The organism is Streptomyces sp. NBC_01707 (assembly GCF_041438805.1).
Taxonomy (GTDB): Bacteria; Actinomycetota; Actinomycetes; order Streptomycetales; family Streptomycetaceae; genus Streptomyces.
In genome coordinates this window covers 277372-299192 of record NZ_CP109191.1, presented here as the reverse complement: position 1 = coordinate 299192, position 21821 = coordinate 277372, and the positions used below count along the sequence as shown (strand labels likewise).

General features: G+C 65.9%; 13 protein-coding genes and 7 pseudogenes. 11 read left to right on the top strand and 9 right to left on the bottom strand.

The window, feature by feature from the left end; translation table 11 throughout:
- Positions 1-187 precede the first annotated feature (187 nt).
- Positions 188-499 (bottom strand): annotated as a pseudogene (locus OG963_RS44195) (transposase); the annotation flags it as partial.
- A 69-nt stretch (positions 500-568) separates the two neighbouring features.
- On the opposite strand from OG963_RS44195, the pseudogene OG963_RS44190 reads away from it, so the two are divergent.
- A pseudogene (locus OG963_RS44190) lies at positions 569-865 on the top strand (transposase); the annotation flags it as partial.
- A gap of 118 nt (positions 866-983) precedes the next feature.
- Here the strand turns inward: OG963_RS44190 and OG963_RS44185 are convergent.
- Complete coding sequence (locus tag OG963_RS44185) at positions 984-1586, bottom strand: DUF4232 domain-containing protein (protein ID WP_331750302.1); 603 nt, start codon at positions 1584-1586, stop codon at positions 984-986.
- Positions 1587-2343: 757 nt separating this feature from the next.
- Positions 2344-3814, bottom strand: a pseudogene (locus OG963_RS44180) (NF041680 family putative transposase).
- Between the two features lie 589 nt (positions 3815-4403).
- On the opposite strand from OG963_RS44180, the gene OG963_RS44175 reads away from it, so the two are divergent.
- From OG963_RS44175 to OG963_RS44145, 7 genes and pseudogenes are all read left to right on the top strand, one after another.
- Positions 4404-5351 carry an RNA polymerase sigma factor gene (locus tag OG963_RS44175; RefSeq protein ID WP_331750300.1) on the top strand — a complete coding sequence of 316 codons (948 nt, stop codon included), beginning with the start codon at positions 4404-4406 and terminating at the stop codon, positions 5349-5351.
- Between the two features lie 353 nt (positions 5352-5704).
- Positions 5705-6541: an N-acetyltransferase gene (locus OG963_RS44170; protein WP_331750298.1), complete on the top strand. Its 837-nt coding sequence runs from the start codon at positions 5705-5707 to the stop codon at positions 6539-6541.
- 119 nt (positions 6542-6660) lie between these two features.
- On the top strand, positions 6661-7815 hold the full coding sequence (locus tag OG963_RS44165) for an acyl-CoA dehydrogenase family protein (RefSeq protein WP_371800420.1): 1155 nt from the start codon (positions 6661-6663) through the stop codon (positions 7813-7815).
- Positions 7816-8124: 309 nt separating this feature from the next.
- A pseudogene (locus OG963_RS44160) lies at positions 8125-8226 on the top strand (IS5/IS1182 family transposase); the annotation flags it as partial.
- A 55-nt stretch (positions 8227-8281) separates the two neighbouring features.
- A pseudogene (locus OG963_RS44155) lies at positions 8282-8686 on the top strand (transposase); the annotation flags it as partial.
- Positions 8687-9258: 572 nt separating this feature from the next.
- Positions 9259-9664 (top strand): annotated as a pseudogene (locus tag OG963_RS44150) (transposase family protein); the annotation flags it as partial.
- Positions 9665-9781: 117 nt separating this feature from the next.
- A complete protein-coding gene (locus OG963_RS44145) occupies positions 9782-10051 on the top strand; it encodes a hypothetical protein (RefSeq protein WP_371800419.1) in 270 nt (89 codons plus the stop codon).
- A gap of 532 nt (positions 10052-10583) precedes the next feature.
- Here the strand turns inward: OG963_RS44145 and OG963_RS44140 are convergent.
- The 3 genes from OG963_RS44140 to OG963_RS44130 all read right to left on the bottom strand — a co-directional run bounded on the left by OG963_RS44140 (position 10584) and on the right by OG963_RS44130 (position 12943).
- Positions 10584-10817 carry a hypothetical protein gene (locus OG963_RS44140; RefSeq protein ID WP_331750294.1) on the bottom strand — a complete coding sequence of 78 codons (234 nt, stop codon included), beginning with the start codon at positions 10815-10817 and terminating at the stop codon, positions 10584-10586.
- A gap of 154 nt (positions 10818-10971) precedes the next feature.
- Positions 10972-12213, bottom strand: a complete 1242-nt coding sequence (locus OG963_RS44135; RefSeq protein ID WP_371800418.1) for an ISAs1 family transposase — start codon at positions 12211-12213, stop codon at positions 10972-10974.
- A complete protein-coding gene (locus tag OG963_RS44130; protein ID WP_331750290.1) occupies positions 12194-12943 on the bottom strand; it encodes a hypothetical protein in 750 nt (249 codons plus the stop codon). The genes OG963_RS44135 and OG963_RS44130 overlap by 20 nt, the downstream gene beginning before the upstream one ends.
- Positions 12944-13280: 337 nt before the next feature.
- Between OG963_RS44130 and OG963_RS44125 the strand changes: the two genes are divergently transcribed.
- On the top strand, positions 13281-13424 hold the full coding sequence (locus tag OG963_RS44125) for a hypothetical protein (RefSeq protein WP_371800417.1): 144 nt from the start codon (positions 13281-13283) through the stop codon (positions 13422-13424).
- A 19-nt stretch (positions 13425-13443) separates the two neighbouring features.
- On the opposite strand, the gene OG963_RS44120 is transcribed toward OG963_RS44125, so the two are convergent.
- Together OG963_RS44120 and OG963_RS44115 are read right to left on the bottom strand one after the other, a co-directional pair.
- Positions 13444-13812 (bottom strand): hypothetical protein, encoded by a 369-nt coding sequence (locus OG963_RS44120; RefSeq protein WP_331750288.1) that lies wholly within the window; start codon positions 13810-13812, stop codon positions 13444-13446.
- A gap of 648 nt (positions 13813-14460) precedes the next feature.
- Positions 14461-16455 (bottom strand): BTAD domain-containing putative transcriptional regulator, encoded by a 1995-nt coding sequence (locus tag OG963_RS44115; protein ID WP_331750286.1) that lies wholly within the window; start codon positions 16453-16455, stop codon positions 14461-14463.
- A 484-nt stretch (positions 16456-16939) separates the two neighbouring features.
- Here OG963_RS44115 and OG963_RS44110 point away from each other — a divergent pair, with 484 nt between their 5' ends.
- Together OG963_RS44110 and OG963_RS44105 are read left to right on the top strand one after the other, a co-directional pair.
- Positions 16940-18505 (top strand): amino acid adenylation domain-containing protein, encoded by a 1566-nt coding sequence (locus tag OG963_RS44110; protein ID WP_371800416.1) that lies wholly within the window; start codon positions 16940-16942, stop codon positions 18503-18505.
- A gap of 632 nt (positions 18506-19137) precedes the next feature.
- A pseudogene (locus OG963_RS44105) lies at positions 19138-19914 on the top strand (transposase).
- 391 nt (positions 19915-20305) lie between these two features.
- Here OG963_RS44105 and OG963_RS44100 read toward each other — a convergent pair.
- Positions 20306-21487: a cytochrome P450 gene (locus OG963_RS44100; RefSeq protein WP_331750281.1), complete on the bottom strand. Its 1182-nt coding sequence runs from the start codon at positions 21485-21487 to the stop codon at positions 20306-20308.
- Positions 21488-21821: the final 334 nt, after the last annotated feature.

Genomic DNA, 21821 nt, shown 5'->3' with positions numbered 1-21821 from the left:
GTGGTCAGCTGATAGTCCGCAGTGGCGTGATGATGTCCTGGGTGAACTCGTCGAGCTTGGGAATCATGATGTCGTGAGAGCTGGCGATCTTGACTGGTGGACCACGGTACTGTCATACGCCTATGAACTGTCCGGTGCAGAGTGGAAGTTCGTCCGGCCGATGCTGCCCGCTTCCAGTCCAGTCGTAGGCCGCGTTTCGCTCGGCCAGCAGGACCTCGTGCAGCCGCTGCCGGACATTGGCCTCGCGCCACTTCCGCCGGCGCCGCCAGCAGGTCGTGCCGTAGCCGGGATCCGGCGGCAGGTACTCCCACTGGATCCCGGTGTGTGGCACGTACAAGATCCCGCACAGCACTTCCCGGTCCGGCAACGGCTTGCGGCCGGGATACCGGAAGCGTCGCTCGCGCTGCGGCTCCAGGCGGTCCCACAGCTCATCCGACACGACCCACGGCGAAGTCCCCACACCACCCCGAACAGTCAACTCCCGCCCAGGGCATGGCAAGCCGAACCAATCCACCCCTAATTCTGTTAGTGACCGTGTCTCTTTGATGGGTTGGTCAGTTGATCGGATGTGTCTGTCCGGCTGATGATCACTGATGCAATATGGGACCGGATCGAGCCGTTGATGCCGGCCGATCCGGTCCGTGGGCGACGGGGGGGCGGACCACCGTCGGACCCTGGAGGCGATCGCGTGGAAATACCGCACCTGCTCGCCATGGCGAGATCTTCCAGCGAGCTCGGTTCGTTCCAGACCGCGCACAAACGCCTGATCCGATGGGCTGTTGTCGGCACCTGGGAACGACTTCTCGCGGCGATTCTGTCCGCAGCGGACTCCGGTGACGATGTGGGCTGGACAGTGTCAATAGAACGACCGCCCCAATCTTAGAACTTCGTCAATCCGCACCACCGCCTGATCGTTCGCGCGGCCCACCAAGCTGACTGATCCAGCCACCGTCGCGAAGAGTGTCGCTTCGCTGCCACAATTCTCACTTGCCGTAGCCCACGTGATAGCCGATGGGGTCGACGTAGACGTCAGGAACGTCGCTTCCGGGGGATGCGATCGTGATGTCCAGTCCCTCGAGATCCACAATCTTCGAGACCGAGTCCTTGGGCGCAGCGACCGAGAGCTTGGTGAAGGTCTTCCCGGAGCCACTGGTGTCCGGAATGTAGTCCAGCAGGAAGCGGGTCTCCTCACCGGGTGCGATGGTGACGGTCGGCGGTGAGTCCGGCGAGATGTCAGTGAGAGCAGCGTCCGGCCCGGCAGCCCTCGAGCCGTTGGCATTTACGAGATGGACACCGGGGAAGCCATGCAGGCTGCACGCGCTGGCACCGCTGTTCTTTAGGTTGACGACAAGCTCGTGCTTGACGCCCGTGGCGGAAGCGCTGAACCCGAGGCTACTGGTCTTGCATGTGGAGCCCGCCGAGGACGCGTGCCTCGTGGTGCGCGCGCTCCCCGCGCTGGCACCGGGCGAAGCCGAGGACGCGTTGGCGGCGGAATTGGCTGCGCCTGCGTTTGTGCTGCAGGCGGTCAGCGGCAGGCTGGCGGCAGCAACGACGAGAGCGAGAGCAGATATCTTCTTGAGACTCATCAGTGATTTTCCTGGGAAGCAGTGCCGGTCACATTCTCCGGCCAAGCGAGTATTGCCGCTTTATAAGATATTCGCTGCTGCGCCTCCGGTCGACGCCTGAGGCCCACCAATACACTTTTGTGACATGTGTCGATACATTGTGACAGGAGAGGAGTAAACGTGCCCGCATCGTCGAATTAACACAGAGACTGATTCGGAAGAGCTACATGCCCTAGCAGAAATTAGGTGCATCGTCATGAATAGAAGTGCCTGAGAAAGGAATATCCATGCCACAGGCACCTGGCGTCCGACTCTGCAACTCGTGCCCTGATCGGGAAGGTTTGCCGGTTTGACGGGTCATTCCTCTTCGAAGGCCGCTGCGAGATGGCGGCGACCGAGGTCGGTGTCCGTGGGGTGGGGGGGTGTGCAGCGCATCGCTGTAGAGCCGCATCTCACGGGCTGCTCGGTCGAGGTGCCGCCAGAAGGCGAGTGGCAGGTTGAGGTCGCCATCGAGATCGACGAGACAGAAAGGTCAACGTTCGGCGAGCCCGTCCCGTGGACTCGGGCGTAATCGAGGTGGCCACGGGTCCTGCTCCAGCTGGACAGAAGTGCTCGCGTTCAACGGTCATGGCGTGTGTCGGCGGTGCTCATCGTCTGGTCACGCGGCTTTCGCCAGTCGCCGCCCAGAGCACAAAGGGCGTCGGTGGTCGCCCTATCACGCCGTGCTCGGCAGCCACCTGGCAGGGTCTTCCTCGGGCTCCGGGTCCTAACTTGATCTTTAACCTGTGCGGCGGGGACGTGGGGTCGTTGCCTTCTTCGTGCGCCGCTTGGCGGAGCTTGGTTTGCCGACTGTGTGCACGTCGTGGTGTGGGGCCGGTCGGGTGTTCTTGCTCCCGGGTGGCCGTCCAGGTCCAGGGCGGGAGGATTTCGGTGCTCCGGCTGGGCAGGCGGTCTTCGGGCGGAGGTGCCGAAAGTCGCGGCGGACTCGTGCGGGGGTGAGCCTGTCGGGCGGGGCCGGTTTCTCCCACGGTCGGCGCAGGTCTGCCGCCAATGGGCGGGCGAGCCGTAGTTGGGTGAAGACGGCGAGGATCAGCCAGGTCCACCGGTCGGCTGCCTGAGGGGTGCGGACTTTCGGGCAGGTCCAGCCCAGGGTCTGCTTGAACAGCCGGAAGGTGTGCTCGATGTCGAAGCGCCGCAAAAGCGCCTGCCACAAACGGTCGACGTCGGCTGTGGTGGCGTCGGTGCCCAACCACCACAGCCAGACCGGCTTTGGTGTCGCACCGCTGGGCAGATGCTCGACCTGCAGACGGATCACGGTGCCCTCGATTACCGGCAGGGCACCCAGCTCAACGGTCCAGGCCGAGCGGTGGGTCAGTCTGGGATGGAGCCGGTCCCAGGCCCGTGTGGTGGCGGTCCCGTAGAGACGGGTTGCGGTCACCGTTGCCGCGTCGAGTGTGCCCCAGGTGGCCGGGTCACCGAAGACGAACTCGCCGCCGTGGCGGGCGGCCGGCCCCGGACACCGGGCTCGCGGAACGGTGCTGCACGTCGTAGGACGCGGTCCGAGCGCATCCGGCCCAGCACCTGCACGGGCAGATCTTTGAGCAGGAAGGCCAGACGGGGCACGTCGTAGCCAGCGTCCACCACGATCAGGATCTCCGGGTCGCCGTCCTTCCACTGCCCGGCGGTGATCAGCCGCTCGACCAGTTCACGCATCTGCCGGGCAGTGACCGTGGCGGCGTCGTCACCCGGTGCCAGACGCAGTGCGTCCAGCGGTGCGGTCCAGGAACTGCGTCCGGTCTCGAGCACGCAGATCACCGAATAGGGCCAGCCGGGAACGGGAATGTGCTGGTCCTTGCCCCGTCCGTAGGTGTGGCACAGGATTCGCTGCGGTGAGGTGCGGGCGCTGGGCCGCAGCCAGCAGGTCAGGTCGGCGGCCAGGACCAGCCGGCCGTCCGCCGCCCGCGGCAGCGGCACCGCGGCAGCGGCACCGCGGCCAGAGCCCATCTCAGCCGGGCGATATCGACCCGGCCCGCGGCCAGGGCGTCGTAGAGCCCGCCGTGCCCGCGCCGGTGTTCGCCGACCAGCGACAGTTCCACCAGCGACCGGACTGGACCGTCCGCGCACAGCACCGCGTCCGCGAGTTCGAACAATGCGTCCGCACGCCTGGTCAGACAGGAGCAGAACTCGCCCCGGAAGCGTGACAGTTCCGCAAACGGATCCTGCCGGACGACGTGATGCAGCAGACTCATCCCACGGCCTTCGTGCTGGGCGTTGTGTGTTCCTTGGTCGGATCACATGCTCAGCCGAAGGCCGCCTGCATGTAGGGCAGTTACCACTCCGAGTGATCAAGTGCGACGAGTTGTTCGGACCCCGAGGTTAAAGATCAAGCTAAGGGCTGTCCCGTAATCCCTGGTGGATCAGCGCGCGGCGTCAGATGCGTTGCATCGCAAGGCGGAGGGGCGTCCTCATACCGGTCGCATCCGGGCGTTCCGACAACGCGGCGAGGTTCCGTAGCCGTCGTCACGCGCCCGCCAGGGAATACGGGACAGCCCATAGACGGGGCAGGGCCCGGAATTCCGCCGGCCCCGGTAGTGACCTCGTGTCAGTGCTGAGCCTCTTTCACCCTGGATATGTTCAGTTCAGGACGGTGTGGATGGCCTGACTGAGGTGCAGATGCGCCGGGTGGAGCATCTGGATTGCCGGAGCAGCCGCCAGGGGTTGCGGACATGGAGTTGCTGAGGCTCGCCCACGCACCATCTTTCATGCCGGGGCTCATCCTCCGCAATGGTGGAAGCAAGGGCCCCGGGTCCGAGTAATGACCTCGGGTATTCTTTCGGGATGGCTGACTTTCTGGCGGGCGGGGCGGCCCAAGATTCCGAGCTGGTGCGCGCTGCACAAGCCGGTGACGCCGCTTGCCTTGGCTTGCTGCTCGCCAGACATCAAGCAGGTATGCGTGCTGTCGCCCTGGCTGTGCTGGGCCATAGCCAGGACGCTGAAGACGCTGTACAGGAGGCTGCGCTCATCGCGCTGCGCAGCATCGGCGACGTCAAAGACCCCAACGCGGTCGGCCCATGGCTGCGCATGGTGGTCCGCAACGTGTGCCGCGCACAGTTGCGGAAAAAGTCGCCCGTACCCATGGCCGAGCCCATGACGGCCGTCACCTCGGAACGGTTGGACGGTCTCTCCGACCCGGCGGAGTTGCTTGAACAGCATGCGTTGCGGGACTGGGTGTGGAGCGCGCTGGAGGACCTCAGCCCGAACCTGCGGCTTGTGACGATGCTGCGTTACTTCACTGATGCTCGTTCCTATGACGACATCGCGACGTTGTGTGCCACGCCGGTCGGGACGGTTCGCAGCAGGCTCCACAAAGCGCGCTCACAGCTGGTCGATGTGCTACTCGGCTCGGCTGACCAGGCACACGACGATGCCACTGCTCTGAGAGCTGCACACCGCGAGTTGGCGGAGGAGACATTGGAATCCGGGCGGCGAGGGAAGCTCCTGTCGGCGCTGTCCGGCCGCTGGTCGCCGGAGGCGGACGTGATCTGGCCGACCAGTAAACGGACGGGCATCGACTACTTGCAGACCGCGTACGACCATAACGAGTCCATCGGGGTGCGCCAGCAGCTCCTGAACGTGGTGGCCAGCCGTGAGGTCGTCATCTGGGAAACCGCCCTGCTCAGTCCTCCAGACGACCCCTTCCACTGTCCGCCCGGATGCCTATGGGTGCAGTCCCTGGACAGGGGACGCGTGACGAAGCTGCGTCTGTACCACCCCCGCGCCCTCTGAAAAATATCTTCGCTTCCAGAGCGAACTTTTCCGCCCCCCACCGCATCATGCGGGTGTGACTGCGAAGAACGACAGCTCCTTGACGTCGGGCGTCCGAGATCTGGGCGACTCCACGGCGGACTGCGCTGGTGGGCGGTGCGCGTCAGGCGCTGTCGGCGGGCCGCACCGAAGGACCTCACATAGGGCCCTTTTCCGGGCCGCCTTCACAGGGGATGCCTTGGCCCGGATACACGCCGAGAGGTGTGACGCACGGTTGAGCAGGCACGCCCAAGAGCGGTCAGCTCCGGCATAGCGGAGGGCGTTCGCCTTCGCAGTACTGGCTGTGCAGAACAACTATGGGAAGAGAAACGAGCATGAGCACCACCGTGCCGGTCCGTGAGGCCGAGCAGACCGAAATCAAGGCGTACGTGGACTTCGTCACAGGGGCGCCCGTGCCGGTCCGGCAGGCGATGGGTGTCGCTTCGCTAAACGTCGGGTCCGTGCAGGCTACGACGGTGCGGGAGGATCCGAGTGATTTCTTCAATCGGGCCGGTGGTTTCGGTCTGGGCGAGCCGATCGACGCGAACGTCCTGGCGAAGATATGTGACTTCTACCGCAGCGAAGGAGTCGCTCAGGGCCGGTTCGTGATAGCGCCGCAGCTGCTGCCGGCGGACTGGGAAACGATCGTCGGCGATCTGAACCTGACTCCCGGAGGTCGGCTCGTCAAGCTCGGCTGCGCAACGGAGGCCGTGCAGTCTGCCACCGACGGCATCTCGGCACTCGACCCGAGCCTTCGCGTCGCCAAGGTCGAGCCTCACCATGCCTATGAGTGGGCCACCGTCATGATGGCGGCGTTCGGCATGAGCGGGACCGGAATGATCGACGTAGCCGCGTCGTGTGTAGGCAGGCCTGGCTGGCAGCAATATGGCGTGTGGGAAGGCGAGCGGATCGTCGCCGTCGGAAGCCTGTTCGTTAACGGAGACTGCGCCAACATGTTCGGCGGAGGCACACTCCCAGACAGCCGGGGCCGTGGAGCCCAGTCCGCGCTACTTACCATCCGCGCCCGGGCGGCACTGGCCGAGGGCTGCCGGTGGCTGGTGGCCGAGACCGGAGCTGAAGGCCCCGGCGAACACAACACATCGCTTCACAACATGCGGCGAGCAGGATTTGAGCCGATGTACGACCGAGTCACCTGGTTGTGGCGCAAGTAACCCCGGTCCTCGGATCGGCGGTCACGCCCAACCGGCTCGAACCTTGGCATTGGTTTACAGGCCACAGAATGCTGTGCCCGACGCCCGCCAGGCTGTGCATAGAGACACCAGGAGAAATGATGAGTACGAACGAGTCCAGCCTGTTGGAGCTTCCCAGGCGACTGGCACCTTCCATCGGTGCAGCTGTAAGTCACATAGAATCAAGCAGGTCCCTGCCCGAGAAGCTGCTTCATGAGTTGCGTGATCATGGGGCGTTCCGCATGCTCACTCCACGCGAGTACGGCGGATTCGAAGCCCCGTTGGAGACGGTGCTCAAGGTGTATGCCGCGTTTGGCCGCCTCGATGCTTCTGTGGCCTGGACGGTATGGAATGCCAACTGGGGATTCGTCGGGGCCATGCTCGACCAGGCTGGCTGCGACCAGATCTGGGCAGATGGTCGCGAGCCCATCTTCGCGAACTCAGGATCACCCGGAACAGCGGTACCCGTCGACGGTGGCTATCGTTTGTCCGGCACCTGGAAAATCGTCACCGGTATCGGTCAGGCAGACTGCCTCGCTGTGGTCTGCGTCATCGTGGAGGACGGCAGCCAGCGTCTGACAAAACGAGGAACGCCCGACGTCCGACTCTTCATCCTCCGTCGAGGCCAGTGGGAGATGAAGGACACGTGGAATGTCAGCGGCCTGATCGGTTCGGGAAGCAATGACGTTGCCGTGCACGACGCTTTCGTCCCGAACGAACTGGTCGCCGGCATTGAGGGGCCGGTTCGCATCGACCGGCCGCTGTACCAGGGATACGTACCCGCGCTTGTCCTTCCTGGATGTACCGCTGTCGTTTTGGGCGTGGCGCAGGCAGCCATCGACGAGACCGTCGCCTTGGTCACGTCCAAGAAGACGCCCGCAGGCGGGACCCTGGCCGAGTCCGCACGCACCCAAGAGGTGATCGCCCAGTCCGAGGCCGCTCTTCAGGCGGCCCGGCTCTTGCTGCTCTCGGCGGCTGCGGCGTTGGACGCCGCTGGTGAGAAGTCTGAGCCTGTCACCATCGAGCAGCGTGCGCTTCTTCGCGCCGCGATGAGCCACGGTGCCCAGGTGAGCAGAAAGGTACTGCTGGACATGTATGAGCTCGGCAGTTCTTCATCCCTCTATCGGGGCAATCCCATCGAGCGGCTCTTTCGGGACGGCATGGTCGCGCTTCAACACGCCAACCACTCCGCGACCCTTTTCGAGGCAGTTGGCCGTGTCCGTTTCGGCTTCGCCCCCGGCCGGATGCTGTTCTGACACAGGCTTGACGCCCCGTGATAACGCAGGCGCTCACCAGGGCCAGCGCCACGTACAGGCGCGTGCTGGGTAGGAATTTCAGGTCCAGGAGTATGCCCACCCCAGTCGTGAAGCGATGGCCGACTTCAGGCTGGGCGTAGGGGGCCTGCATGTCCGGTGGTGGCAGCCGTCGTTGACCAGGACAGCGCGCGCAGCCACGTCCGACGCCCCGCGAGGAGCGCGTCGCCCGTTGTCTGGGCCGGCTGGCGACGCCGGCCACGGCGGGGACCGTGTCGAGCAGGGGCAGGAGTTGGGTGACGTCGTTGCGGTTTCGCAGACCGCGGCTACGACAAAGACAAGTACCGGCGCCTGCTGCGGCAACGCGGCATCCGCCGGGTCATCGCTGAACTTTTCCGTTGGGCGGTAGAGCGCACGCACGAACAGGATCCCGCACAGCGCCTGCCGGTCTGGCACCCGCGGCCGGGGCGTCCAGGACTCCGCCGCGGGCCAGACCCCCTCGACCAGACAGCGGCCGCCCATCCCACGATCCGCAAGGTCTGGGTCGACGGCGGCTACCGCAAACACTTCCTCGAACACGCCGCCACCCTCGGCATCGACCTCGAAATCGTCCAACGCGCCCCCGGGACCAGGGGATTCGCACCGATCCCTAAACGCTGGACAGTGGAGCGAACCTACGGTGGCTCATGCTCCACCGCCGACTCGCTCGTGATTACGAAACCCATCCCGCTCGCTCGGAAGCCATGATCCATGCTGCTATGACCGATCTCATGGCCGGCCGTCTCACGGCGAGAACACCATCTCCTGGCACGATCGACAAAACCGAGCCAAGCCGACACCCCATGATGAAAGAATAGGAGAAAACGACCTCTAAGTGAGCGTTTCTATCATGATTTTATCCCGTGATGCGGGCCCACAGGAGGCCCCACCCGGACCGTCACCATCCGGGCCGCCCGCTATGCGTTCGTAATCAGTCGCGCTCACCGTGCAGAAATGCAGAAGCCACACGATCATGTCCCTGTGGTGGTAGTGCGGTCCGCGTGGCGCACCGGTGGGTTGTGTTACAGCAGACCCCGCTCAGCGGAATGCCCCTACCAGGGCATGACTTGATAGATGGTCCAGCCTCCGGGTTTGTCCCGCAGGGACAGAAGTTCCCGTTCGACTGTTCGCTGCTTCATTCCGGTGCGGGAGCCGATCTCATGCCGTGGGCTGCCTGATTCGAGTTCACGCAGTATTCATCTCTGCCGCTCGGTAGTCGCCATGTGGTGGCCCCGTTGCCCCAGACCCTGCCAGCGGGTCGCTGCGCTCCAGAGCATCAGGTAGACGGCCCTCATCGCAGGCGTTGTGGCGCTGGCACAAGGCCCCTTGTCGTTGGCGTGGTGATATCACTCATCACGCCGGGGACCGAGGCCTGTTGGTTCCGTATCCTTCCACGCTCGACGTCCCGTACAGAAACACAGGAGCACGGCACGTACGTCCAGGTCATCGCACGGCCGGACGGAACCCCGCTCTGGTTATCACGTGCGACACGGGGACGCACCCATGACCCGACCGCGGCCCGCGCCCACGGCATCGTCCAGACCTGCCTGACCCGACAGATCCTCGTGCTCGCGGACCAGGCCTACCAGGGCGCCGGCGCCGCGGTCCGCACCCCCTACTACCACCACCGCGAACAACCCGAGCACTACCCGACGTTCAACCGTGATCACGCCCGACTGCGGGCCCAGGCGAACGCTCCTTCGCACAGTTGAAGACCTGGCAGCTGCTCCGGCAAGCCAGATGCTCCACCCGGCGAATCGGCACCATCAGTCAGGCAATCCACACCCTTCTGAACTGCACATATCCCGGATGAAATAGCCTTAATGACTACTCGTCCCGGAAAGAAAGGCACGCAGATTCCATAGAGGGCACTTGGTCGTTTGCTAGCTTGCCCGAGAGAGATCAAGCCGTTCTGTTTTAGGGAGGATTCATGTTCAAGCAGCGAGCAATCGCCACTATCACGCTGGCCGTGATAGCCACAGCCGGAATGGCAACCAGTGCGAGTGCGACAAATGAGGTTACTGCCACCCAGCGAGTGACACCGGCTATTGCCAATGCCTGGTTCCACCTTTCCGATTGGCCCAGCATGGCTGCTTGCATAAAAGAGGGCGATAGGGTTGTGAACGAGGGCGAGTGGAATGCATATAAGTGCGAGTTCCTGGACTACGGCAGGTACGGCCTGTTCGGCGCGCGCTTCTAATGCCTATCGCGGGGATTGATAATCATTCCCTCGTAATATGACTGAGCTCTTTCATCCCGTGTTGGCTGGCAACATGGGTGGTCTCACAGGCTGTTCTCTATCCGCTCGCGTGGTCGGTGGCGCACGAACAGCATCCTGATTCAGGTGAGCTGGCCGGCCTGCATGGAAGAAGGTCCTCTTGGTATCTCGCGGATGCCGAGTCCCGCGAGAACAAAGAAGCTCCGTTGTCGAAGTGTCGCGGGGGTCGCGGTCGCCCAGTCCGGTTCGTCCACTTGTGGATGTGACTGCGCGACTCGCGACCATCCCGGCGGGTCTGGGCCCCCGCGCGAGTGGGCCCTGCGGCGCCAAGACCGCAGGCAGGCGCGGCCTTCTATCCAGGCAATGGCCAGCTGTGCGGGCCGGGTCACGTCCGCTGGAGTGGTGCATCGACGGCCACTCAATGATCCACTTTGAGGTCATGCAGTGAGTTGGGCCGGGAGCGTGGTTTCGTCGACTTCTGACTCGATCGGGTGGAGCGGGCCTTGGCCAGGATTCACGGTCCCGCCCGGTGCGGGCAGGGCCTTGCGGCCAGCTTCCCGTTGGGAGTGAGAGGCAGTTCCTCCAGCACCACGAACGCCGCGGGCACCATGTGGTCCGGCAGCACGGCGGCCAGGCGTTCACGCAGTTCTGGTGTGTCAAGGCCGGCTGCCGTGCCCGGGACCGCGTAGGCCGCCAGTCGTTTCACCCCAGGGGTGTCCTCGCGCACCACGACAGCGGCCTGGGCCACACTCTCGCAGCAGGCCAGGTGGGGTCGATCTCACCGAGTTCGATCAGGGACCCACGGATCTTGACCTGGTCGTCGGCGCGGCCGAGGTACTCGAGACTGCCTTCCGCAATCCAACGCAGGGCTTCGGCGTAGTCGGCGGGCGTCCGTTTTGTGATCACGCGAGGCCGAGGAGCGCGAGGGGGCGGCGGGCGACGCGCGCGTTGCGACGGAGGCCGGAGGCGATGTTCTTCACGCCGTTCATTCGCAGGGCTCCGACGGCAAGGTTGCGGCAGGTCGCCATGGCGCGGGGTGCGTTGCCGGTCCGCAGCTGGGAGGCGTCCTCGGCGAAGGTGGTGTCGCGGACGTGGTGCAGGGCCTCGATCTTCCAGTGGTCGCGGATGAGCTTCGCGAGCTGGGCGGGAGTGGCCTGCTCGGCGGTCAGGCTGGTGACCGCGTAGACGGTGGTGATGGTGGTCTTGCCGGTCTTGCGGTCGGTGCGTCGGCGCTTGATCTGAACGGCCTGACGGGTGCCGGGGAAGAGCAGGTTTCCCGCGGTGGCGACCTTGATGCGACGGATCTCGGCGCGGCCGTGGCCAGCGCCGTGGGTGCGGCCTTGGAGCGGGATGTCGTTCCAGGGCAGGGACTTCAGCTGCTTATGCAGGTTCTTCTGGTTGCCCTTGACGATGGCGATGTAGTGGGCGCGGCGGCCCAGGAGGTAGGCGGCGTGCTCGCGTTGCGTGTGGAGCGCGTCGCTGGTGACCACGGTTCCGGCTAGGTCAGCGATGTTGTCCAGCAGCGGCTGCAGGCGCCTGGTTTCCCCGGTCTTCTCGCCGACGTCGAACTGGGCCAGGACGAGCCCGGTGGTGTGCTCCACCGCGGCGAGCAGGTGGATCTTCCGCCCCCGAGCCTTGGCCGCGCCGCGCAGGGACTTGCCGTCCACAGAGAGTCCGCGCAGCCCGGCGCTCGCAGGTCGACGGTCGGCGAGCCATCCGCCTACCGCCCGGTCCAGGGCGTCTCCGTCGATGCGGGTCAGCAGCCGGCGGACCGTCGCCTCGGCCGGGACCAGCCGCCGAGGCAGCACTGGATCAGGCTGTACGCCGAGTCGCTCCAGCACCTGCGGTGGCGCGTCCGCGATCCACTCGCCGACCGCCAGCAGCGAGGTCGCCCCGGCCAGCACCGCGCACGCGGTCAGCGCGAGGACGACGGCCAGCGCGTGCCGCACTCCGCGCGGATCGCGCGGGTCCGGCACCTGGGCCAGCCGCTCCAGCAGGCCGGGCACCTCCCCGGGTCCGACGTCGAGATGCTCTCGGAGCTGGTCAAGGGCGAGCGGGATCGCGGATGATGCGTCGGCAGGCACGGTCTTCCAGGCAGGTACGAAGGCGTAGAGCACTCCATGATCACGGGACCTTCCTGGCATCGTCCCCAGGCCACATCAACGCCGCAGCCTCGCCTGCCACCCAGGCCCGCCAGACATGAGGTGTGTTCGGCATGTCAGGGCGGTCAAGGAGCCAGAGCACATACTCTGCATGGCACCGGGCCCACGGACTGTCCGAATCGACCGCACGACCGAGCCTGCCGCGCAGGTCAGCGCTGTCGACAGCCCTGGCAACCCGCACGTACTCGCGGTCTTTGCAGCGATACGCGCGGAGGACGACGATCTCGACCAGATCGGTGAGCTTCGCCCTGATCGCCTCCTCTTGGTGAACCAGGGCCATATCCCGGATAAGACTCTGCTTCGTACCCCACGCCTTCGCATGCTGCGTCCACTCCCGCGGGTATCTCGCTTCCCACTCCAAGAAGAGCAACGCATAGGGCAACCCCGGCCAAGTCGCCAGATCCCCGCTCGCAGGGCGACCCCACAGCCCGTCAGGCAGTGAACGTCTCTGCGCCTGGTGATGCCTCCGACGCGCCTGAAGAAAGGCCCGCTCCCTGTACTGCTCCTCCGCTCCCAGGGGCAGCGTCAGCCGCCACATCTCGTTGGACCGACCGAGCGCGTCCGCGGCCTGCCTCCGTGCCTCAGCCAAATAGGCAAGCGCTGCGGTCCTCGCAGCCGGATCATCCGCTATCAGTCCGAACGCCCAGCCCAGTCGCTCATCCCATGCACAAGCGTCGTCCGCACCGGCACCTGTACCTGCCTCTTCAACCACGCAGGAGATCATCCCCCAGCACAGTCGGCTCGCTCCACCTGACGGTGCTGGCAGACGCAACAGCCCCGAGGCGCAACGTCCGTGAGCAGGGAACCGTCGGCTCGCCATCCTTCAGCTCACGTGATCACGAAACGGACGCCCGCCGACTACGCCGACGCCCTGCAATCCAACGCACCACGTCCCCGGTGCGGTACATCTGGCTTTATCGACGACTCACGACAGCAGTTATTCACGACTGCGGGAGGCACCTAGTGCGTCGGAATGTCGACATCGATGAGAACGGGAGGCCCCCTTCGGTCGCCCGGTGGCGGGATCGACACCGCACACGCCGCGAGTGTTGACCTCTTCTCCCGCCGGCCAGCCGAGCGCCGCGCCGAACGAGGTCGTCGGCATGGGCTCCCGCGGGGAGGCGGGCACGCTGAGCGCGCCGCTGCGCACTGCCATCAGGAAGCGCCGCCTGGGCCGGGTGGCGGTGCCGTAGGAGCTGGCCTCAAGGGTGGTCAACTCGACATGCCTCCATGCGGCTTGATTGAACTCATGCCACAGCGCGCTTTGTACGGGAATTCGGCGCCCTTGAGTTCGGTGTAGGGGTCGAACAGCGGACGGGCTGCGTCGTCGTCCAGGGAGCCGTCCGCGATGCGCCACGTCCATCCGTAGGAGTGGTCTCCGTTGATATCGGCGAGGCCGGCCACGGTGATGATGGCGTCGCGGTCGTACGCCACGGCACGAGTGAGTCCCGCCAGCAGGGTGGCGGCCTCCGCCGCGTCGAGCCGCATCTCGTAGTAGCCGGTGGCCGCGCCTGTGACTGCCAGGCGCGCCCCGTCGCCGTCGTGGAGCGCGATCGTCATGCGCGGCTCGTCCTCGAACACGAGGGCGCGGGAAACCCTCCGGCCCGGAAGGGAAGACCGGGCCGGACAGTGCGGGCGGCTGATCAGGAGGGCAAGCCGGCGAGGTGGAGTTGGCGCGCGTAGTGGATCAGGGTGGCTTCCAGCTACTTCAGCCTGCCCAGGTCCACGCGGGCAGTTGTGGGCAGCGGGCTCTCCTGCCCATCCGTGAGCCACTTGTAGTAGCGGCGGACGTGTCCAGGAGTGAGGAGCACCGCGGGGCCGCTCGTGAAGCGGTAGTGCCGAGCGACCTGATGAGCACCGGTGGGCAGCTCAGGCAGCTCGATTAACCGGCCGGGGGCAGGGAGGCCAAGCCAGGGCCGCTGGAGCGGCAAGCAGTGTGCGGCGCGTGGAGCTTGCCGGACGCGCCATCGACATCGCGGAGCGCTTCATCGTCCTGGGTGAACCGCTCAAGGACGACAGTCGGACCTGGCTTCAGCGGGCCGCCCACAAGCGAGACCGCGCAGCACTCAAGGAGGCGCGCGCACCCGTAGCGGGCCGCCCTGCACCAGCGCCGCCGCATCGACCGCGACGCACACTGAGCGGCCATTCCGCAAGCGGCCCCGCCCACCGGCGGGCCCGGACGGGCGCCGACACAGACGGAGCCCGCCAATCGTTGACAAGGCAGGGCTGTCAGACCTCCACGGGCTGCCGGGTGTGTTCGCGCGGACCCATGGCGGCTAGTGTGGGTCCGGTGCCGGAGCCAGCCGCCGTGGCCTTCTGGACGGCGAAGCTGCGGATCAGTTCGGGCAGCGCATAGCGGCCTGGGTGGGGGAGAGCCTGCAGCAGGCAGGCATCGACTAGGCCGTCCAGGGCGTCCTCCGCCTCAGTCGTGGGGACGCCCGCGAGAAGCGCGGCGGTGCGGTCGTCGAACCCGCCAGACGGCGTCGAGCGCAGGGTGAGCAACAGGTGCTGCTGAGCGGGGCTCAGCCGGCGGTAGCACTGGTCGATCCCGGCGGCCACGCTGCGGTTGGCAAAGGTAAGTTCGCGCAGCCGCAGATCATGCCGGTGCATCCGGTGGACCGCGTACTCCAGGCTCCAGGATCGGCGGTTGTTGAGCCGGGCACCCATGATCCGCACCGCCAGCGGGAGCCGGCCGCAGGCGGTGACCAGGGCACAGGCTTCGGCGGCGTCTCCGATGCGGTGAACGCCGATGATGCGGCCAAGAAGGTCGGTGGCGTCCGCTTCGGGTAGCGGGGCCAGGGGCAGCGGGACAGCCCCATCCAGGTCCGCTACGACGGTGCGGCTGGTCACCATGACGAGGCAACCGCCGGTACCCGGCAGTAGCGGACGGATCGTTGCCGTGTCCTCCACACCGTCCAGGACCATCAGCACACGGCGTCCGGCCACGGCCCGCCGCCAGGTCGCCAGCCGGCTTACGAGATCATCGGGAATGCCGTCCGAGGGCGTGCCCAGAGTGAGCAGCAGGTGCTGCAGGGCATCCGCGAGAGTGGGCGGGCCGCTGTGTGGGGTGAGCCCCTGCAGGTCCAGGAAGAGCTGTCCTTCGGGAAAAGCACCGGACAGGCGGTGGGCGGCGTGCACGGCGAGGGCGGTCTTGCCCACGCCGGGCATGCCGGTGAGCGTGACGATTGTGGGCGTCTGGTCGCTGACTCGGGCGCCGAGTTCCATCAGGACGTCGAGTTCGCGGCGGCGGCCGGTGAAGTCAGGTAGGTCGTAGGGGAGGTTGCCGTGTGGCCGCTGCGGGAGGGAAAGCGTGTCCGTGGACTTGGAAGCGGAGAGGGCTTCGTGCTTGGGGGGTACGGAGGTGGTGCTGGTCGGCGCATCACCGGAGGCCACTGCCCGAGGCTCCGGTTCAGATTTGGAGTCAGGTTCGGGTTCGGGGAGGGTGAGGCTCGGGTCGTCGTTGAGGATGCGCTCCTGCAGGCGGCACAGTCCGGTGCCCGGCTCGATGCCGAGTTCCACGAGTTCAACACGCCCCTGCGCCATCACGTCCAGGGCCTCCGCGCGCCGGCCGATCCGGTACAGAGCGAGCATGAGTCGCTCACGCAGCCCTTCATGCAAGGGGTGGACGGCCACTAAGGAGTACAGGTCGGGCACTAGGGACCGGGCCTCACCACGTGCCAGCCGCAGGTCGATACACCGTTCGGTCGCCACAAGCCGTCGCTCGTCCAAGTCGCGTCCGCCGGACGTGACCACCGAGCCAGTCATGCCACTCAACGCCCGTCCACGCCACAGGCCCAGGGCATCGGACAGGTGCTTCACGGCGGCGTCGACACGATCCTCGGCAACCGCGGTCTCCGCCCGGCTCAGTAGGGTCTCAAAGCAGCGGGCGTCGAGCTGGCCTTCTCCCACCACGAGTCGGTAGCCCGGTGGTTCGGTGACGATGGGCACCGAGGCCGGTAGTCTCCGCCGCAGGTCCCAGACCATTTTGCGGATCTGATTGTCGGCAGTATGGGGCACGTCCTCGCCCCAGACCGCGCGGACCAGCCGTCCGACCGGGACCACCTTGTCAGCGTAGATCAACAACGTGGCCAGGACATGGCGCTGTCTGCTGCCCCCCGGGTTGATCCGGATGTCTTCGTTCCACATCTCCAGTGGGCCCAGTACCCGGAACACCGGCTTGCGCGGGCCCGCGGGATCGACCTCCTGAAGGTCACGTTGGGGCATGGGGAGTCTCCGACTTCTGCTACGTTCCGGGCGTGCGCCGACGCCACGGGGTAACCGGCTTTATCGTCTCCCACGATCACCTGTGCGTCCGGTGCCTGCCATACCCCGGCCACCTCACCGACCTGCACAGCAGCAAAGTATCGGGGCCCGAAAAGCCGCCAGCCTGAGCAATTGCGGCATTCCTCAGCGGGCCCAGGGCCGCCCCGCGGCTTCCGGACCGGACAGGAACAGCGGGGCATTCGTGTCTGCCGCTGGTTCCGCCTCGGTTCCGCCTCGGTTGCCTCGGGCAACGCTTCAGGCCGCCTTCAGCCAGCCGCCGTCGCCCGCATTCCCGCAGAATCGGATCCCAGTACGGCCGAAACTCTGGCCACTGAATTTCGGCGCGGTCTCTTCTCCTGCCCGGAAGGGGTTCGCACCTCGGACGGAACGGGCCAGGAACGTGTTGACCAGCCGCTCACCGGCTCGTTAGCGTCCCGGCTCGACAGTGCCCTCGCGCACTACGGATTTTCCAGCAGAGGGGTGGTTCGACGCCATGGATGACCGTGTACATTCCTGGGTCGGGAAGATCATTGCCGACCATCCCGGAAGAATCGCGGTGACCGAGCCTGGGCGTGTCGTCACCTATGACGGCCTCGGAGCGGGCGCTGAGCACGTCCGGCGCCTGCTGGAGGGAGCGCGCATCGAGCCCGGGGGGCTCGTGGGGGTGCGCATGCCGCGCGGCTGGCGCACCTACGCGGCCGTGCTGGGCATCTGGCAGCACGGCTGCGGATACGTTCCGGTGGACCCTTCCTACCCGCAGGCCCGCCAAGACTTTGTGCTCGCCGACGCAGGCGTGCGGGCCGTGGTGACGGCTACGGACGATGGCGGGTTCATCCTGAACACGTCATCGGCGGTACAGACCGCCGCCCCCGAGGTACCGGCTGGCACCGCCTACGTTATTCACACGTCGGGCTCGACGGGCCGACCCAAGGGGGTCGTGGTGTCCCACGCCAGCCTAGCCGCCTTCCTCAAGGGGTTTGTGGCGACCTTCGAGCTCGGCCCCGACGAGGCCTGGGCGCAATCCACCTCCCCCTGCTTCGACGTGAGCCTGGCGGAGTCCTGGGCTCCGCTAGTCACTGGCGCCCGTCTGCTGGCGGTGCCGGAGTCCGCGCTGCGCGATCCACGGCGCCTAGCCTCCCTACTGACAGAGGAGGGCGCCACAGTCCTCAGCCAGGTCCCCACCGTCTTCCGCTACCTACTCGACGCCGCCGAGCGAACCGGCGCGGCCTTTCCCGACCTGCGCCGGGTGCTGCTGGCGGGTGAGCCAGTGGAGCCAGCGATGGTGGCGCGCTGGTCGGCGCTGGGGTTGTCCCCGAAGGCTCGCTACCACAACCTGTACGGGCCGACCGAGGGCACGGTGTACGCGACATGCCAGGAACTCACCCCGCGGGTGCTGGCACAGCACGACGCGCCGGGCACGCCCATCGGCACCGCCCTCCCGCATGTCGACGTGGAACTCTTCGCGGACGGACAAGCCGTGCCTGATGGGGAGATCGGGGAAATCCACCTCGCCCGCGGTATCGCAGAGGGCTATCTCGGCCGTCCCGATCTGACCTCACGGGTGTTCTTGCGTAGCGCCAACGGCTCCGTGTGGTATAAGACCGGGGACCTCGCTGTCCGGAAAGGCGACGGCACGCTGCGCTACCTAGGCCGGGTTGACCGTCAGGTCAAGGTGCGCGGGATGCGCGTGGAGCTGGGCGAGATCGAGAGCCGCCTCCAGCAGTGTGCCGGGGTTGTGGCTGGTGCAGTGGTGATGGTGCCGAGTCGGCGGGGCGAACCCATGCTGGTGGCCTGCTTCGTGCCCCGGGATACGGACGGCGGCTCGGACGTGGCGGGACAGCTGCCCGGGAAGTTGGCCGCGTTCCTGCCCGCGCACATGGTGCCGGTCAAGTTCCTTGAGCTGTCCGGGATGCCCCTCACGCTCAGCGGCAAGCTGGACCGGACCCGGCTGGAGGAGATCGCCCGCGAACACCGGGCGGGCCGATTTGAGGTTCCGGCCGCAGGCGGGTGAGGGGTCACGGACGGGCCATGCCCGTACTCGGCACACCGGAAGGTCGATGTCATTGCGCTGCAAGGCCGGCAGCCACGCATCGCGGACCGGCTTCTCGTCACGGCCGGCGGCGGCCGAGAAGACGGGCTGGTGGAACACTGCGACGGCCCCATTGTTGGGGTCGCTTTCGAGGATCTCGTCGAGCCAGCGGCTCTGCATCTCCAGCCACAGCTTCTCCGGGTCCGGAGGGTCCTGGCTGCATGCGGAAAGCCACGGCGGGGGCCGCCATCGAACGGCCGTCACCGATGCTGGCGTTGACGCTGCCGACCGCGTCGGGGGGGCGCCCGTACGCCTGCTTCACCACCGGGGGCCCACCTCGACGACGGGTCGTTCTGGGCGTCGCCGAAGTAGAGGAAGGTGAAGTCCTCACCCGGGCTCTCGGCCGAGGTGAAGGTGTGGGCCCTTGAGGCGGCTGATGGCGCGTTCGACGGTGATGCGCTTCTTGTAGACCTCGCTGTCGAATCATGTTCGGAGCCAGACCACTAGGGTGGCCAGCCCCTAGCTTGATCTTTAACGTCCGTCGTCGAAGGTTGCGTCGAAGTTGATCACCCGGTTCGGTAACCGCCGTACATGGAGGCGGCCTTCGTCTGATCATGTGCTCCGACCAAGGAACACGCGCGCGCGTGTTCTGCGCCTGTCTGACCGCTCGTTCGGACGTTTTGTTCGAGCTGGCTGATGCCGTTCTGTGCGGCGACGGGCCGGTGGGATCGCTGGCCGAGCTGTCGTTGGTGGGTGAACACCGCCGCGGTCATGGCGGGCTCTACGCGGCTGTGGCGCATGGACGGGCAGATACCGGCCGGCTCCTGCGGGCACTGGCCGGGGTTCCACCGTCGCGGGCTGCCGACGGCCGGCTGGTCCTGGCCGTCGACCTCACCTGCTGGCTGCGGCCCGACGCCCACACCTCACCGGAACGCATCCTGTCTCAGACGCAGTGGGGCCAGCGGTGCGGTCCATGAGGTGCGGCCCGGCTCGAGCGCGCAGACGATCGAGTACGGCCAGCCTGGGACCGGGATGTGCTGGCCCTTGCCCCGACCGTAGGTGCGACAGACCTGGCTCATCCTCGCCGCCTACACCCGACTACGACTCGCCCGAACACTGGCAGCCGACCTACGCCGGCCGTGGGAGAGACCAACACCACCGGACAGGCTCACCCCCGCCCGAGTACACCGCAACTTTCAGCACATCCACCCCAAAGCCGCCTGCCCAGCTCAAGCACCGAAACCCTCCCGCCCCGGCCCCGGACGCCCCCCCAGGCCGCAAGAACACCCGACCCACCCCACGCCACGACGTGCACACAGTCCGCAAAACAGACACCACGAACCCGAGAACCCAAAAAGTCCGCGACACCACGGCCCCGCCGCACAGGTTGAAGATCAAGCTAGGAGTTGTCTTCAAATATCACGCTCACGCTAGGAGCGATGCGAGGGTGACGGCTGCCTGGTAGGACTCGGTGGCCTTGTCGTACGACGGTGGAGCCGACCAACACGAGCCAGTCGATGTCCCCCGCCGCATCCGCTCTCACCTGCGCAGCCTGAAGCATCCGCTCAGACGTGCCGTCCAGAGCCCACCGGAGGAACCGGGTATGCAGCGGCCGGACGAACTCCCACTCCGCATCCGACAGTTCATGGCGACGTATCACCTGCCTATGATCCATCACTCAAGATTTTGAAGACACCGCCAAGGGCTACGACGGCAAGGTCGGGACTCACGGTCAATCGCTACTACGGGGGTTCCTCCCGCCCGATGCCCCCGGCCCAGGGATCAGCCGGCGATAAGCCGTACCGGCAACGACTCAAACTTGCTCATAGTCTGGCTTGCCGCACGAATCGCAGGCCCGGTGCGCTCAATGCGGCGGACTCGTCGGGACAAAGCTGTAAGAAACTCGACCGCCTCCATCCTCGCGAGAGGAGCTCCCACACAAAGGTGGATCGATGCGCCGAGGGCTAGATGCGCCTTGGCGTCGACGCGGCTGATATCCAAGCGGTCTGGTTCGGTGAATCTACGTGGATCACGATTGGCGGGCGGTATCAGCACGCACACGTCCGCATCAGCGGGAATGACAATCCCACCAACGTCCACTTGGGCAACCGTGCGGCGGTACACAGAGCGCAGCGGCGAGTCCCAGCGCATCAATTCCTCCACAGCGTTCGGAATCAGTCTGGGGTCGGCGCGGACAGCATCCCATTGATCAGGAAACTCGGCGAAGGCATTCACTGCATTACCAATAAGCCCGCTTGAGGAATCGATGCCAGCCAACCAGATGGAGAAAAGCATCGTCAACCGCTCAGAGTCTGCCAGGGCACCGTTTGTTCCACCTTCTTCCATAATACGGTGCCCCATGCAGTGCTTCGGCAACATAGCCACGCCCTCATTGGACAGCCAGTTGAACGCCTGAAAAGCCAAGTCGCTCTCGCGCGGGTCAAGATTCGGGCCATGCAGTTGGCCCACCGCGTTGCTCCAGGCCTGCATAGTGAGGGAATCGGGTGGCTCAACACCAGTGAGCAGCCGGGTAGACAGATCGGGCAGTCGTGACGCAAACATGGAAACGGCGTCGATCTGGCCGGCCACAGTGGCCGCCTCCACCAATCCGACAGCAACTGCGCGGACTACCGGACGAAGCTTCTCCATCGACTCACGGCCGAACTCTGGCTGAACGGAGCGTCGAACACGCGTATGGCGAGGCGGATCGCTGTCAACCAGTGGGTAGTTATTTCCGTGCTCCGGCACCCGCGTATAGCCTGCCCCGAGCCCGGAGCGGAATTCACGATAATTCCGCAACACTTGAGATGCAGAGTCATATCGACCTACGAGCCAAACTTTTCGATCATGAGAGTAGACCGCAGGACCTGCCTCTCGAATTTTCGCGTAGGTGTCTGCGGGTTCACGCAAAACCTGGGCACCGTAAGGATCCACACCCTCCAAAAGAGCATCATCAGAAGTCACGGATACTCCACTCCCTCGAGAGCACCATGGGAAATCGAACTCTGCATCATCGCATCCTTCCTCAACAATCACGAATCAGCGCACATGTATGTGCTCAGCCCAAAGGCTCTGTGTTGGTAAGCACTTCTTCTTGCGCAGTCGACGGAAGGCTGCCCGCAAACCCTTGAGAGGGAGGAAACGGAACGAACCGAAACGCTCCCATGCCTCGGGCGCCGCCGCATCAGGCCGGCGACTTTCCTCGTCGCCGCCGGTGCCGTCGTGGGACTCCGCCGCGTGGACCCAGCCAACACGTAACGGCCGCTGGCCTCGCGCAGCGCACGGTGGGATGTGCTGC

What these genes read in the sequence shown, in the direction of transcription:
- OG963_RS44115 (WP_331750286.1), bottom strand. Translation starts at nt 16,455, where the DNA reads ATGCCCCAACGTGACCTTCAGGAGGTCGATCCCGCGGGCCCGCGCAAG.
- OG963_RS44145 (WP_371800419.1), top strand. Translation starts at nt 9,782, where the DNA reads ATGTTCAAGCAGCGAGCAATCGCCACTATCACGCTGGCCGTGATAGCC.
- OG963_RS44185 (WP_331750302.1), bottom strand. Translation starts at nt 1,586, where the DNA reads ATGAGTCTCAAGAAGATATCTGCTCTCGCTCTCGTCGTTGCTGCCGCC.
- OG963_RS44170 (WP_331750298.1), top strand. Translation starts at nt 5,705, where the DNA reads ATGAGCACCACCGTGCCGGTCCGTGAGGCCGAGCAGACCGAAATCAAG.
- OG963_RS44165 (WP_371800420.1), top strand. Translation starts at nt 6,661, where the DNA reads ATGAGTACGAACGAGTCCAGCCTGTTGGAGCTTCCCAGGCGACTGGCA.
- OG963_RS44175 (WP_331750300.1), top strand. Translation starts at nt 4,404, where the DNA reads ATGGCTGACTTTCTGGCGGGCGGGGCGGCCCAAGATTCCGAGCTGGTG.
- OG963_RS44135 (WP_371800418.1), bottom strand. Translation starts at nt 12,213, where the DNA reads ATGCCAGGAAGGTCCCGTGATCATGGAGTGCTCTACGCCTTCGTACCT.